This window comes from Mesorhizobium sp. M2A.F.Ca.ET.042.01.1.1, assembly GCF_003997405.1.
In the GTDB taxonomy this organism is placed as follows: domain Bacteria; phylum Pseudomonadota; class Alphaproteobacteria; order Rhizobiales; family Rhizobiaceae; genus Mesorhizobium.
In genome coordinates this window covers 1-12,708 of record NZ_RZRX01000194.1, presented here as the reverse complement: position 1 = coordinate 12,708, position 12,708 = coordinate 1, and the positions used below count along the sequence as shown (strand labels likewise).

The window sequence follows — 12,708 nt, the reverse complement described above, 5'->3', positions numbered from 1 at the left end:
GGCAGGTTCGTCGCAGAGCACCGCCGTGACGCCGGATTTAAGCCTGGCGTCGGCGGCATTGCCGACGCGAAGACCAGCAACGTCGGTGATCAGATTGCGCGGTCCGGTGCGGAACATCACTTGCCCTCCAGCGGTACGAAATGCGTGCCGTCGAAGCGGAAGACGCGGAACGGGTTCTGGCTGAGGTCGCCCTTGTCGTCGAAGCGGATGGTGCCGATCGCGGTCGCGAAATCATGGCCGGTCAGCGCCTCGCCGAGCGGTTGGCCGGAGCTCTCCGCGCCAGCCAGCGCGATCTTGGCGATCTCGACTGCTGCATAGGACGGCAGCGTGTAGCCGTCCGGCACGATGTTCTTCGCCCCGAAAGCCTGCACGATCTTGGGGTCGGCGACTTCCGGCCATTCCGGCGTGGCGATCATCAGCGTGCCGACGGCGTAAGGCACATCGCCAGGCGGCGTGCGGAGGTTTTCGCCGCCGGCGAAAGTGATGCCCGCGTCGAGTTGGGCGGCGTCGCGGCCCATGATGGCGACATCGTCGCCGTCGCCGCCGGCAAATACTTTTGTTGCGCCTGCCTTCTTCAGCCGGCCGACCAGCCCGATCTGGTTGTCGAGCTGCGGCCTGAAAGTGTCGGTGAAGACCGGTTTCAAGGCAGCCTGTTCGGCCGCAGCGCGAAAAGTCTCGGCCATCTCGCGGCCATAGATGGTGCCGTCATCGACTATGGCGAAGAGGTCGTCGCGCCACAGCTGAGTAAGCTTGGCGGCAACCGCGTTGCGCTCATCGTCGCCGCGCGGGCCCAGCCGGTAGACCGGCCAGCCGGTCTTGGCGCGCCGATCGGTCAGGCTTTCGGTGCGCACGCCGACCGTGATCACCGGTATGTTGGCGTCCTTCAGGATCGGCAGCGCCGCCTCGATCGCCTCGGTGCAGAGAAAGCCCACCACGATATCGACTTTGGCGTCGACGAATTCCTTTGCCGCCGCGGCGCCGCCATCGGCGGTGCAGGCATCGTCTGCAGTCTTGATCGCAAGGCCGTTCGTCTCTGCCGCTAAGGCTGCCCCATCCTCAACTTGCTTGCCCAGGATCGCCGACGGACCGGAAAGCGGCGCCGCAACGCCGACCAGCGTCTCGGCCTCGGCGCTCGCGGCCAGCGACAGCCAGAACAGCACGGCTGATGTCGTCGTGAGAAGACGCATTCGGGCTAAGATATTCCTCCATGCCGGGAATACAGTCCCGACACTATTTCAGGAAATGCCTAAAGGCTGGCTAAGCGGCGCGCAACACGCGAATTTGCGGATTGCGGTCAAGCACTTCGCCCGTGATAGATAACTTGTGGCGTGCAATATGCCGCCATATATAACGGGCTTGTTCCGACAGGTGGATTATCGCGTGCTGAAGATCAATGACATCGGGCCGCAGCACTATCGCGATGCGATGGCGCATTTTGCCGGCCATGTGCATGTGGTGACCACGGACGGGCCTGGCGGCAAACGCGGCGCGACGGTGATCGCCGCCTGTTCGGTTTCGGACACGCCGCCGACGGTTCTGGTCTGCCTCAACCGCGAGAACGCCAAGAACGAGGCTTTCATCAAGAACGGCAGGTTCGCGCTCAACACGCTTGCCTCGGATCAGGAAGCCGTCTCGGTAGGCTTTTCCGGTGTCACCGGGTTGCCGGCGGACGAACGCTTTGCGCTGGCCGAGTGGGATGTGATCTCGACCGGCGCGCCGACGCTGAAAGGGGCCCTTGCCGTGTTCGACTGCGAGATCATCGACGCCAAGGATCTTGCCACCCACCGTGTGCTTTTTGGCAAGGTGACAGGCCTGCGCATCGGCGATAATTTGCGGCCGCTGATCTACTATAACCGCGACTATCACGTCCTTTGAAACGTGCAAGCGGGACCCACGGAGACAAGATGACCGCGCCGCGCCCCGCGCCGAAATCGATCGACGAAACGCTCGATCTTTTGACCGCTGCGGACTATGTCGCGGACCGCTCGCTGGCGACCGTGCTGTTTCTTTCACTGCGCATGAAGCGGCCCTTGTTCCTCGAAGGCGAGGCGGGCGTTGGCAAGACCGAGATCGCCAAGGTACTGGCCGACGCCCTCGGCCGCCGGCTGATCCGGTTGCAATGCTATGAGGGGCTCGACGTCTCCTCGGCCGTCTATGAGTGGAATTATGCCGCGCAGATGATCGAGATCCGCATGGAGGAGGCGGCCGGCAAGGTCGTGCGCTCCGACATGGAGCGTAACGTATTCTCCGAAAAATACCTGATCCGCCGCCCGGTGCTCGACGCGCTGACCGGCATGGCCGGCGCGGCGCCGGTGTTCCTGATCGACGAGCTCGACCGCACCGACGAAGCGTTCGAAGCGTTCCTGCTGGAAATCCTGTCGGACTTCCAGGTTACGGTTCCCGAGCTTGGCACGATCAAGGCGGAAGAGCCGCCGATCGTCATCATCACCACCAACCGCACGCGCGAGATCCACGACGCGCTGAAGCGGCGCTGCCTTTATCACTGGGTCGATTATCCGAATGCGGAACGCGAGCTGGAGATCGTGCGCCGCAAGGTGCCGCAGGCGAACCGCCGGCTGTCGGCGGAGGTCGTGTCCTTTGTCCAGAAGCTGCGCCAGGTCGAGCTGTTCAAGGCGCCAGGCGTTGCCGAAACCATCGACTGGGCCGGCGCGCTCACCGAGCTCGACAAGGTGGCGCTCGACCCGGAGACCGTGTCCGACACGATCGGCGTGCTTTTGAAATACCAGGACGATATTGCCCGCATCGGTGAGGGCGAGGGCCGGCGCATCCTCAATGAGGTGAAGGCCGAGCTTTCGGCGGCGGAGTAGGGGCGATGCCGTCGCCGCGTCCGGAACCCAAAGAGGCGCGCGCCGATGGGCGCATCGCCGATAATATCGTCTATTTCGCTCGCGCCTTGCGCAAGGCCGGCATGCGCGTGGGGCCGGCCTCGGTGAAGGACGCCATCGAGGCGGTGCTTGCCGCCGGCATCGGCTCGCGCGACGATTTCTACTGGACGCTGCATGCGGTGCTGGTCTCGCGGCACGAGGATCATCCGGTCTTCGACGAGGCCTTCCGCCTGTTCTGGAAATCGCGCGAGTTGATCGAGAAGCTGCTGGCGATGTTCTCGCCGGTCGCCCTGGACACAAGCGAAAGGCAAAAGCCGCGGGCGGCGGAGAACCGCGTCAGCCAGGCGATGTTCGAGGGCCACCAGAAGAGCCGGACGGCGCGGGAAGTGCCGGAGATCGAGGTTGATGCGCGGCTCACCTTTTCCGGCAATGAGGTGCTGCGCGGCAAGGACTTCGCCCAGATGGACGCCGGCGAAATGGCCGAAGCCAAAAAGGCGATCATGGCCTTGCAACTTCCCTTCGACCTCGTCCGCACGCGGCGCTTCAGGGCTGACGCGCAGGGGCGCCGCATCGATCCGCGCGCCATGATGCGCTCGGCCGCGCGCACCGGCGGCGCGCTTATCCTGCCGAAATTCCGATCGGCGCGCGAAGTGCATCCGCCGCTGGTCGTGCTGGCCGACATCTCCGGCTCGATGAGCCAGTACACGCGCATCTTCCTGCATTTCCTGCACGCCCTGACGGAGAAGCGCCGCCGCGTGCATGCCTTCGTCTTCGGCACGCGGCTGACCAACCTGACCCGTCAGATGCGCCATCGCGATCCGGACGAGGCGCTGGCCGAGTGCTCGGCGGCGGTGAAGGACTGGTCGGGCGGCACCCGCATCGGCGACACGCTCGCCGAATTCAACCGACTGTGGTCGCGTCGCGTGCTGGGGCAGGGCGCCGTGGTGCTTCTCATCACCGACGGGCTGGAGCGCGACGACGTCACCGGCCTGTCGCAGGAGATGGAGCGGCTGCACAAATCCTGCCGGCGGCTGATCTGGCTCAACCCGCTGTTGCGCTTTGACGGCTTCGAGGTGCGTGCCCGCGGCGTCAAAGCGATGCTGCCCTATGTCGACGAGTTCCGGGCAGTGCATAATCTCGATGCGCTGACCGATCTTTGCACCTCGCTCGACCGGCGGCCGGCGGCCTCGGTCGATCCGCGCCGCTGGCTGCGAACTGGCGGGAGGCGGGCCGCATAGCCATATGCTCTGTCAGGGAATGTCCCGGCGGGAAAACAGACTTTGTGAGAAGCGACGATGGATGAGAGCATTTATCTCGATGAGGCCCGCGATCCGCTGATCATCGCGGAGGGCTGGATGAAGGACGGCAAGGATGTGGCCATCGCGACCGTGGTCGAGACCTGGGGTTCGGCACCGCGTCCGGTCGGCAGCCATCTGGTCATCGACGCTGAAGGGAATTTCCATGGCTCTGTCTCCGGCGGCTGTGTCGAGGGCGCCGTGGTGACCGAGGCGATCGACGTCATCGGCTCGGGCGAGGCCAGGATGCTGGAGTTCGGCGTCGCCGACGAAACGGCCTGGCAGGTGGGCCTTTCCTGCGGCGGCCGCATCAAGGTCTATGTCGAAAGGCTGGGCTGACCGCCGTGGATCCATATATCCTGAAGACCCTCAACGAAGAACGCCGCGCCCGCCGGGCGGCTGTGCTGGTCACCGATCTCGGCGACGGCCGAGACCGCATTGTGCGCGAGGGCGACCATGTCGCGGGCGATCTCGGGGCGGCGATCGCCAATGCGTTCCGCACCGGAAACTCGCGGTCGGTGGAGGCGGAAGGGCGGACCTTCTTTCTCAACGCGCATCTGCCCCGCCCGCGCCTCGTGGTGATCGGCGCGGTGCATATCAGCCAGGCGCTGGCGCCGATGGCCAGGATCGCCGGCTATCCCGTCGAGATCATCGACCCGCGCACCGCCTTTGCGACCCCGGAGCGCTTTCCCGACGTCGCGCTGCATGCGGAATGGCCGGAGGATGTGCTGAAGCGCGCGCCGCTCGACAGCTACACTGCGCTCGCCGCCGTCACCCATGATCCGAAGATCGACGATTTCGCGCTGAAGGCGGCGCTCGACGCCCGCTGCTTCTATGTCGGGGCGCTTGGCAGCCGCAAGACCCACGCCAAGCGCGTCGAGCGCCTGCTCGCGCTCGGCGCCGGCGCCGACCAGATCGCCCGCATCCACGCGCCGATCGGCCTCGACATCGGGGCGGCCAGCCCGGCCGAGATCGCCGTTGCGGTGCTCGCGCAGACCATCCACGCCTTCCGCTCGCGCGGTCTGGAAGCAAAAGGCGCCGTGGCGTGAAATTCGGGCCGGTTCCGATCGACGAGGCGGAAGGGGCGGTGCTGGCGCATGCGACGGCCGCGGGCGAAAAGCGGTTCCGCAAGGCGCACCGGCTGAGCCGCGAGGATGTCGCTGCACTGAAGGCAGCGGGTGTAGTCGAAGTCGTCGCGGCGGTGCTTGCCGAGGGCGATCTCGGTGAGGATGCCGCCGCCACGAAAATCGCGGCCGGCATGAGCCACCGCAACATCGAGGTCAAGCCGGCTGCCACCGGGCGGGTGAACCTGCATGCAGGGGCCTCGGGCGTGTTTACCGTCAATGCCGGGATGATCGACGCCATCAATGCCGTCGATCCGGCCATCACCGTCGCGACGCTGGCGCAGCATGCGCCGGTCGAGAAGGGCCAGATGGTCGCGACCGTGAAGATCATCCCCTTTGCCGTCGCCGCAAACCTGGTGGACAGCGTGGTGAGGATTTGCGTCGGCCGCGAGATCTTTGCCGTCAACGCCTATCGTCCCATCACGGTCGGCATCATCCAGACGGTGCTTCCCGGCGTGAAGCCGAGCGTGCTTGACAAGACGCTGCGCGTCACCGAGGCGCGGCTGGCGCGTTCCGGCGGCCGGCTGACGGCCGAGCGGCGCACGCCGCATGAGATTGCCCCTGTCGCCGCGGCCGCGACGCAGCTGGCGCGCGACAATGACATGGTGGTGATCTTTGGCGCCTCGGCGATGAGCGATTTCGCCGATGTCGTGCCGGCCGCGATCGAACGCGCAGGCGGTACTGTCATCCGGGCGGGCATGCCGGTGGACCCCGGCAATCTGCTGGTGCTCGGAACGCTCGACGGCAAGCGCGTCGTCGGCGCGCCCGGATGCGCGCGCAGCCCGAAGGAGAACGGCTTCGACTGGGTGCTCGATCGCCTGATTGCCGGGCTCGATGTGACGGCCGGCGACATTGCCGGCATGGGCGTCGGCGGGCTTCTGATGGAAATTCCGACCAGGCCGCAGCCGCGCGAGCCGGCGCCGCAGCCGGCAATGTCGGCGCTGAAGGTCGATATCGTGCTTCTGGCGGCTGGACGTTCGAGCCGCATGGGCGGACCGAACAAGCTTCTGGCGCTGTTCGACGGCGAGCCGCTGGTGCGCCGCACCGCCCGGCGAGCGCTGGGCTCGAAGGCCGCCAGCACCATCGTCGTCACCGGCCATCAGCGCGAGCGCGTGCGTTCAGCGCTTGGAGGCCTTGAGGTGAAGCTCGCCGACAATCCCGATTTCGCCGATGGCCTGGCCTCGTCCTTGAAGGCGGGCATTGCGAAGGTCGCGCCCGACGCGGCCGGCGCGATGATCGTTCTCGGCGACATGCCCGGCGTTTCGTCGAAGGACCTCGACAGCCTGATCGATGCGTTCCGCCGCTCCGGCGGTCACGCCGTGGTGCGCGCCTCGCACCAGGGCAAGCGCGGCAATCCGGTGCTTTTGCCGCGATCGCTTTTCGCGGCGGTTGCGCAGCTCGAGGGTGATACCGGCGCGCGACACCTGGTCGAAGCCAAAGGCCTCGACGTCATCGATGTCGAGATCGGGCAGGGCGCGTCGATCGATGTCGACACGCGCGAGGCGCTGGAAGGGGCGGGCGGCGTCCTGCAGGATTGACAAACCGAAGCCGAATTTCGCATGCCTCTCGGCATGTTTTTCCGCTTCCTCCTCGCCCTGCTCGTTGCAACCGGTTTTACCGTCCAGGCTGCGCATAGCCAGACGCTATCGCTAAAACCGTTCAAGGACGACCTGTTCGCTTATCCGGCGGCGCTGTCCACAGGCGACAATGGCGCCTATACGGTGCTCGACTATCATGAGATGCGCGACATCAACCAGCGCGACGAGGTGCCGGAAAAGCGGGTGCGGGCGCAATATACCGACCCCGGCGTGCGCAAGGTGCAGCGGGACCTGATGTTGAAGACCGACGCCGGCGATGTCAGGCATGTCGCGGTCGGCAGGACGGAAGGCGCTTCCATCATCGTGCTCTACCTGCATGGGCAGGGCGGCAGCCGCAAGCAAGGCGTCGACGATTTTACTTTCGGCGGCAACTTCAACCGCATCAAGAATCTGATGGCCGCTAATAACGGCCTCTATCTTTCGCCGGATTTCCCCGATTTCGGCGACAAGGGCGCGGCGCAGGTCGCTGCACTCATCGATCACTACGCCCAACAATCGCCCGGCGCGAAAATCTTCGTCGCCTGCGGCTCGATGGGCGGCATGATCTGCTGGAAGCTCGCCGCGCGGAAAGATACGGGCGGCCGGATCAATGGGCTGCTGCTGCTCGGCTCGCTCTGGGACGACAGCTTTTTGACCAGCCCCGCCTTCAAGCGCCGCGTGCCGGTGTTCTTCGGCCAGGGCAGCCATGACGTGGTCTTCCCGGTGGAAAAGCAGGAAGCCTTCTTCCGCTCGATCCTGGCCAAAAAATCCTATCCGACACGCTTCGTGCGCTTCGAGACCGGCACGCATGGCACGCCGATCCGCATGGTGGACTGGCGCGGCACGCTGAACTGGATGCTGACGAAGACGCCTTGATAGGCGCGTCCCGTGTTCAAGGCGCAGTGTTGTAATCGATGATCGTCTGCGGATTGATCTCGCCGTCATAGGAAGCATCGACGTCGTACTGGACAAGCGAGAAGTCACCGTTGCGGAACAAATAGGTCCCCGAAGACGAGGCATCCCCTACGCCACGCCATTTGTCGGATGTGGTGATGGTTTTCGTGTTCTCGTCATAGTCCGAGTTGGTTGCCCAGCCGCTGGTCTTGAAACCGATGATGTGGATCGATTCGACCTTGCCTTCGCTGTTGTTGTTCTCATAGCGGATGTCGAGATCCGGCTCGGTGAACTGCAGCTGGGTCACGCCGTTGACGTCATCGGCGAGGTAGTAGACCGCGGTTTCGTTGTAGGCGGCCATCGAGCAGAAGAAGCGGAACAGCCGCGTCTCGCGCTCCGGGTCGGCGGCTTGAGCGTCCTTGTCCTTGTAGTGGATCGAATGGGCCTCGGGCTCACCGATCGGCTTGCCGTCGGGATCCTGTTTGTCGCACTGCCCGCCATAAGTGGCGAGAAACGCCTTCTTGGCCTGCTCCAGCGCTTCGTCCTTCTTGAGCGGCGGCGGGCCGTCGCCGCAGCTTGCGGGCACCGCGCTGTCGAAATCCTCGGTCGACTGCTTCAACGTGCCCTTGTCGATGAAGATCGGCTGGAAGGGCGGCTCCTGGATCTGCGCATTGACCTGGCGGACGGTGTAGCAGCCGGCGAAAACCTTGGCCTCGCCCTTCTTGTCGGTCGCCTGGATGGCGACCGGGACGCTGTAATAGATGCTGCCGGCGGCACCTTCGTCCGATACACCGCCGGTCTTGACGTCGACGGTATCGGTGCCGTCATAGCCTTTCACGAAAGCGTTGAAATCCTTAGCCGGCTTTGTATCGCCGAAATAACCCCAGGCGCGGGCGAATTCGTGGCGATTGATGGCGCTGTAAAGCGAGCGGATGACGGCGTCGGCGCTGGACCTGTCGTCGATATAGGGCGCATCGGCCGCAAACGCGGACTGGCCGATACTGGACAGGGAAAAGAAGGCAGCCGCAGCGACAAAGACATGTCTCATCGGGAATCTCCGCTCGATAACAAAAATACTACCATGGCGATTGCGGCGGAGCGGTGACGTGGAGGCATGAACGCTTGAAGAATCGTAGCCGGAGGCGTTAGGTCACGGGCCGCGGCGCTGGGGCCGCCTTGGGAGATTGCTCGTGACTGTGTCCATGTACGATATTTCCGTGGGCGTCTTTTCCGCCCGGCTAAAGGCGCTGGCCAGCGTGCTGACGGCGGCGGAGCAGAATGCCGGCGAGCGCAAGATCGATCCGCAGGTGTTCCTCACCGCGCGGCTGGCGCCTGACATGTACGCGGTGGCCAGGCAGGTCCAGATCTCCACCGACCATGCCAAGGGCGCGCCGTCGCGGCTCGCCGGCCGCGAGGTGCCGAAATATGAGGACAATGAAGCGAGCTTTGCCGAGCTGCAGGCCCGAATTGCCAAGACGCTCGATCATCTGGCGACGTTCTCGGCGGCCGATCTGGAAGGTTCGGAGGACCGGACGATCGAATTAAGGCTTGGCGGGCGCGAAACCACGCTGCCCGGCCTGCAGTACCTGCTGCATTTCGCGATGCCGAATTTCTATTTCCATGTCACGACGGCCTACGACATCCTGCGCCACAATGGCGTGCCGCTTGGGAAGCAGACCTTCCTCGGAAATCGCTGACTCTTGAACAGGTTGAAGGTTTCCCGGCAGCCCGGGAAACCCGTTTGGTTCAGCGTTGTTCAGCGGGCCGACATTTCGCGCGCGATGCGCGGAAAATCCGCCGGCTTGATGCCGATATCGGCACGGTCGGCATTGCTCATCGCGTTCAGAAGCGCGAGTGCCGCGCGGTAGCGCTGGTGCTCCTGCGGCCGTGGCCGAGCGAACATTTCAGTGAAGAACCCCATGACAGTTGCCCCTGTTGGCCCTCCCAACAACAAAATATAATCGATTTGCTAAAATTGTGCAGTGCAGCAATTGCATGGCTGCCATGCCGCATCAGATTTCCGGCCACAATCGATTTTTCGTGAAACTTTTCGGCGGGCTCGACCGTAGGGGCTATGCCGGCCCATGGCTGGCTTTTTCCTCGCCACTCCTGGCGACCTTGCCGGACTGCACGAAAATGCGGTCCGGCTTTTTGCTTGATGGCTCCAGGGCGGCAAATGCCTGCAATTGTTAACGTCGCCAGAAGTCATTTTTAACGTGGGCGCCCTATTTTCAGCGGCATCAACGCACGCCGTCAAGAGGGAGGCTGAGATCGGCACCGGGAACAAGCTCGATTTCGCTTCGTTGCTCGACGACCTGATCGTCGCCTCGGAGAAAGGCGAAGAGGAGGGCGCCCGGCCGTCTATTCCGTTCGACTATCTGTCCGTTGCCGATGAGCTTCATTCCGGGCGCATCAAGGTCGCGAGCGAAAGTGTCGCCGCCGAATACCGCGAGTCCGCCGCCGACCTTGCCGCGGAGTTCGCCGCGCTTCTCGACCAGGCAAAGCTGTCGCTCGCGGGTGAAGAGCAGCGGCCCGAGGAGCAGCTGCCGTCGATCGATCCCGAAGCTATTGCCGGCGAGCTCGGCCTCGACCAGCCAGCGAAGAATGCCGATTTCGGCCGCATCCGGCGCAATTTTGCTTTCGCCAACCATCCGGATCGGGTCGCGCCGCATCTGCGCCAGCGCGCCATGATCCGCATGCAGGTGGCCAACATGCTGATCGACGAGGCCAAGCGGCGGGCTTTGGCCGGGGTCAGGCGGTAGTTCCTCCCACCCATGGATTTTGATAGGTTGCAGGCTGTCGGGGCGAAGGTTTTGCCGTTCGTTTCTCTAATCGGCGCATGCGCCGGGGGTTGGTCGAAGCCTTCCAACCTCGTCATCCCTGGGCGGAGCAGCCGCGAAGCTCCGTCGCGAAGACCCTGGGATCCATGCCGTTACCTTGATCGTTGGGTGCAACGGAGCAAAAATTCTGCACCGTTGCGGCGCCTTGAAGTCACGGCATGGATCCTCGGGTCTGCGCTGCGTCGCTACGCTCCTCGCTCCGCCCGTGGATGACGAACTGACTGGCGCTTCGGCCAATCTCCAAACTGTGCGCTTTGCCAAACGCAAGCGTCTTGCTCTATGTTGGATTTCCTCCCCGCGCTGTCCGCGCAAAACTCCCGCCGGAGAAATCCCATGCACAAACGCCGCCTCGGTCGGACCGACCTCCTTGTCTCGCAAATCTGCCTCGGCTCGATGACCTGGGGGCAGCAGAACACCGAAGCGGAGGGCCACGCGCAGATGGACCTGGCGTTCTCGCGCGGGGTGAATTTCATCGACACGGCCGAGCTTTACCCGATCCCGCCCAAGGCCGAGACGCAAGGGCGGACCGAGAAGACCATCGGCAGCTGGATGAAGGCCAATCGCAACCGCGACAAGGTCATCCTTGCCTCGAAAGTGGTCGGCCGCACGGCCAACACGTGGTTCCGCGGCGATCGTCCCTCGAAGCTGGTGCGCGCCGACATCTTCGACGCTGTCGAGAAATCGCTGGCCAAGCTCGGCACCGACTACATCGACCTCTATCAGATCCACTGGCCGGACCGGGACATTCCGTGGGGCTCGAATCCGACGCGCGTGGGAGCGGTGGCGCGGCGCCCGGATGCGGCAGGCACTCCGGGAGGCGAGACGCCCGTTGCCGAAACGCTCGCCGTCTTCGACGAACTGGTGAAGGCTGGAAAGATCCGCCATCTGGGTCTTTCGAACGAAAGCTCCTGGGGCGTGATGCGCTTCGTCTTCGAAGCCGAAAAGGGCGTGGGTCCGCGCGTCGCCTCGCTGCAGAACGCCTACAACCTCGTCAACCGCACCTTCGAGGTGAACCTTGCCGAGGTCTGCGAACGCGAGGAGATCGCGTTTCTTCCCTATTCGCCGCTGGCCCAGGGCTATCTCACCGGCAAATACGATCATGGCGCGCGGCCGCAGGGCTCGCGCTCGCAGCTCTTCAACCGCGGCCAGCGCTACGAGACGCCGAATGCGGCGGAAGTGCTGCTTCAATACAATGAGCTGGCGCGCTCCTTCGGCATGGAGCCGGCGCTTTTCGCCAATGCCTATGTGGCGAGCCGGCCCTTCGTGACGGCGAACATCGTCGGCGCGACCACCATCGCGCAGCTCGAGACGGCGCTGTCCTCGGTCGATGTGACCTGGACGGAAGAGATGCAGAAAGCGGTCGACGCCATCCACCAGCGCGTCGGCAATCCGTGTCCTTGATCGGAATCGTCTGAAAACAAAGGGGTGGAGACGATGGCAGAGTTTCCGATCGAGGCCGTGCGCGGCAGATTTCCGGCGCTTTCGCTGACCGATAAAGGGCGCCGGCGCATCTATCTCGACAATCCCGCCGGCACGCAGGTGCCGCAGGTCGTGGCGGATGCGGTGTCGCGCTGCCTGCTCTCGACCAACGCCAATCTGGGCGGCTTCTTCGAAACGACGGTCGCTGCGCAGCAGGTGGTCGACGGGGCACATGCCGCGATGGCCGATTTCCTGAACGCCTCAAGCGTTGAGGAGATCGTCATCGGCGCCAACATGACGACGCTGACCTACCACATGTCGCGCACGCTCGGCCGGACGATGAAGCCGGGCGACGAGATCATCGTCACGCGCATGGACCACGAAGGCAATGTCTCGCCTTGGCTGCAGCTTGCCGAGGATCTTGGCCTGGTCGTGCGCTTCCTGCCGTTCGACGAGCGGAGCTGGCAGCTGGAGGAAGCGGCGCTGCAGGCGCTGCTTTCGGACAAGACGCGGCTCGTCGCCCTGAACTATGCATCGAACCTCACCGGCTCGATCAACCGGGTGAAAGCGCTGACGGCGATCGCCAGGCAGGCCGGCGCGCTGGTCTATGTCGACGCCGTGCAGTTCGCGCCGCATGGGCTCGTCGACGTGCAGGCGCTCGGCTGTGATTTCCTGATCTGCTCGGCCTACAAATTCTTCGGGCCGCATATGGG

Annotated in this window: 14 protein-coding genes and 1 pseudogene; 11 read left to right on the top strand and 4 right to left on the bottom strand. The window is 64.3% G+C overall.

Translation table 11 applies throughout. The annotated features are described in order from the left end of the window. Both EOA23_RS36605 and EOA23_RS24670 read right to left on the bottom strand, forming a co-directional pair. Positions 1 to 117 (bottom strand): annotated as a pseudogene (locus EOA23_RS36605) (peptidase T4); the annotation flags it as partial. Beyond that, entirely contained in the window at positions 117 to 1,187 is a 1,071-nt protein-coding gene (locus EOA23_RS24670) for a branched-chain amino acid ABC transporter substrate-binding protein (protein WP_127306070.1), read from the bottom strand. The gene EOA23_RS24670 and the pseudogene EOA23_RS36605, both read right to left, overlap by 1 nt. A 193-nt stretch (positions 1,188 to 1,380) precedes the next feature. On the opposite strand from EOA23_RS24670, the gene EOA23_RS24665 reads away from it, so the two are divergent. The 7 genes from EOA23_RS24665 to EOA23_RS24635 are packed head-to-tail and all read left to right on the top strand — an operon-like array spanning position 1,381 to position 7,718. Continuing rightward, entirely contained in the window at positions 1,381 to 1,875 is a 495-nt protein-coding gene (locus tag EOA23_RS24665) for a flavin reductase (RefSeq protein WP_042644630.1), read from the top strand. Positions 1,876 to 1,904: 29 nt separating this feature from the next. Continuing rightward, entirely contained in the window at positions 1,905 to 2,828 is a 924-nt protein-coding gene (locus EOA23_RS24660; protein ID WP_127306069.1) for a MoxR family ATPase, read from the top strand. Positions 2,829 to 2,833: 5 nt separating this feature from the next. After that, entirely contained in the window at positions 2,834 to 4,084 is a 1,251-nt protein-coding gene (locus tag EOA23_RS24655) for a VWA domain-containing protein (protein WP_127306068.1), read from the top strand. Positions 4,085 to 4,141: 57 nt separating this feature from the next. Then, entirely contained in the window at positions 4,142 to 4,480 is a 339-nt protein-coding gene (locus EOA23_RS24650) for an XdhC family protein (protein ID WP_127306067.1), read from the top strand. A gap of 5 nt (positions 4,481 to 4,485) precedes the next feature. Beyond that, positions 4,486 to 5,190, top strand: a complete 705-nt coding sequence (locus EOA23_RS24645) for an XdhC family protein (protein WP_042644563.1) — start codon at positions 4,486 to 4,488, stop codon at positions 5,188 to 5,190. Beyond that, entirely contained in the window at positions 5,187 to 6,803 is a 1,617-nt protein-coding gene (locus EOA23_RS24640) for a molybdopterin-binding/glycosyltransferase family 2 protein (protein WP_127306066.1), read from the top strand. Before EOA23_RS24645 ends, EOA23_RS24640 begins: the two co-directional genes overlap by 4 nt. Positions 6,804 to 6,836: 33 nt before the next feature. Next, on the top strand, positions 6,837 to 7,718 hold the full coding sequence (locus tag EOA23_RS24635) for an alpha/beta fold hydrolase (RefSeq protein ID WP_127306071.1): 882 nt from the start codon (positions 6,837 to 6,839) through the stop codon (positions 7,716 to 7,718). Between the two features lie 16 nt (positions 7,719 to 7,734). Here EOA23_RS24635 and EOA23_RS24630 read toward each other — a convergent pair whose 3' ends face one another. Then, positions 7,735 to 8,784: a DUF1176 domain-containing protein gene (locus EOA23_RS24630; protein ID WP_127306065.1), complete on the bottom strand. Its 1,050-nt coding sequence runs from the start codon at positions 8,782 to 8,784 to the stop codon at positions 7,735 to 7,737. A gap of 142 nt (positions 8,785 to 8,926) precedes the next feature. On the opposite strand from EOA23_RS24630, the gene EOA23_RS24625 reads away from it, so the two are divergent. Beyond that, entirely contained in the window at positions 8,927 to 9,433 is a 507-nt protein-coding gene (locus EOA23_RS24625; RefSeq protein WP_127306064.1) for a DUF1993 family protein, read from the top strand. A gap of 59 nt (positions 9,434 to 9,492) precedes the next feature. Here EOA23_RS24625 and EOA23_RS24620 read toward each other — a convergent pair whose 3' ends face one another. Continuing rightward, positions 9,493 to 9,657 (bottom strand): DUF1127 domain-containing protein, encoded by a 165-nt coding sequence (locus EOA23_RS24620; RefSeq protein WP_095818565.1) that lies wholly within the window; start codon positions 9,655 to 9,657, stop codon positions 9,493 to 9,495. Positions 9,658 to 10,039: 382 nt separating this feature from the next. Between EOA23_RS24620 and EOA23_RS24615 the strand changes: the two genes are divergently transcribed. The 3 genes from EOA23_RS24615 to EOA23_RS24605 form a co-directional block, all read left to right on the top strand. After that, on the top strand, positions 10,040 to 10,498 hold the full coding sequence (locus EOA23_RS24615; protein ID WP_126064646.1) for a hypothetical protein: 459 nt from the start codon (positions 10,040 to 10,042) through the stop codon (positions 10,496 to 10,498). 411 nt (positions 10,499 to 10,909) lie between these two features. Further along, the gene (locus tag EOA23_RS24610) at positions 10,910 to 11,977 is read left to right on the top strand and encodes an aldo/keto reductase (RefSeq protein ID WP_127306063.1); all 1,068 of its coding nucleotides are present in this window, start codon (positions 10,910 to 10,912) and stop codon (positions 11,975 to 11,977) included. A 33-nt stretch (positions 11,978 to 12,010) separates the two neighbouring features. Next, a partial coding sequence (locus EOA23_RS24605; protein WP_127306062.1) for a cysteine desulfurase-like protein occupies positions 12,011 to 12,708 on the top strand: 698 nt, incomplete at its 3' end.

Excerpts from the sequence above, each read along its gene's own strand:
- EOA23_RS24650 (WP_127306067.1), top strand. The coding sequence starts at position 4,142 with ATGGATGAGAGCATTTATCTCGATGAGGCCCGCGATCCGCTGATCATC.
- EOA23_RS24660 (WP_127306069.1), top strand. The coding sequence starts at position 1,905 with ATGACCGCGCCGCGCCCCGCGCCGAAATCGATCGACGAAACGCTCGAT.
- EOA23_RS24655 (WP_127306068.1), top strand. The coding sequence starts at position 2,834 with ATGCCGTCGCCGCGTCCGGAACCCAAAGAGGCGCGCGCCGATGGGCGC.
- EOA23_RS24620 (WP_095818565.1), bottom strand. The coding sequence starts at position 9,657 with ATGGGGTTCTTCACTGAAATGTTCGCTCGGCCACGGCCGCAGGAGCAC.
- EOA23_RS24630 (WP_127306065.1), bottom strand. The coding sequence starts at position 8,784 with ATGAGACATGTCTTTGTCGCTGCGGCTGCCTTCTTTTCCCTGTCCAGT.
- EOA23_RS24635 (WP_127306071.1), top strand. The coding sequence starts at position 6,837 with ATGTTTTTCCGCTTCCTCCTCGCCCTGCTCGTTGCAACCGGTTTTACC.
- EOA23_RS24610 (WP_127306063.1), top strand. The coding sequence starts at position 10,910 with ATGCACAAACGCCGCCTCGGTCGGACCGACCTCCTTGTCTCGCAAATC.
- EOA23_RS24670 (WP_127306070.1), bottom strand. The coding sequence starts at position 1,187 with ATGCGTCTTCTCACGACGACATCAGCCGTGCTGTTCTGGCTGTCGCTG.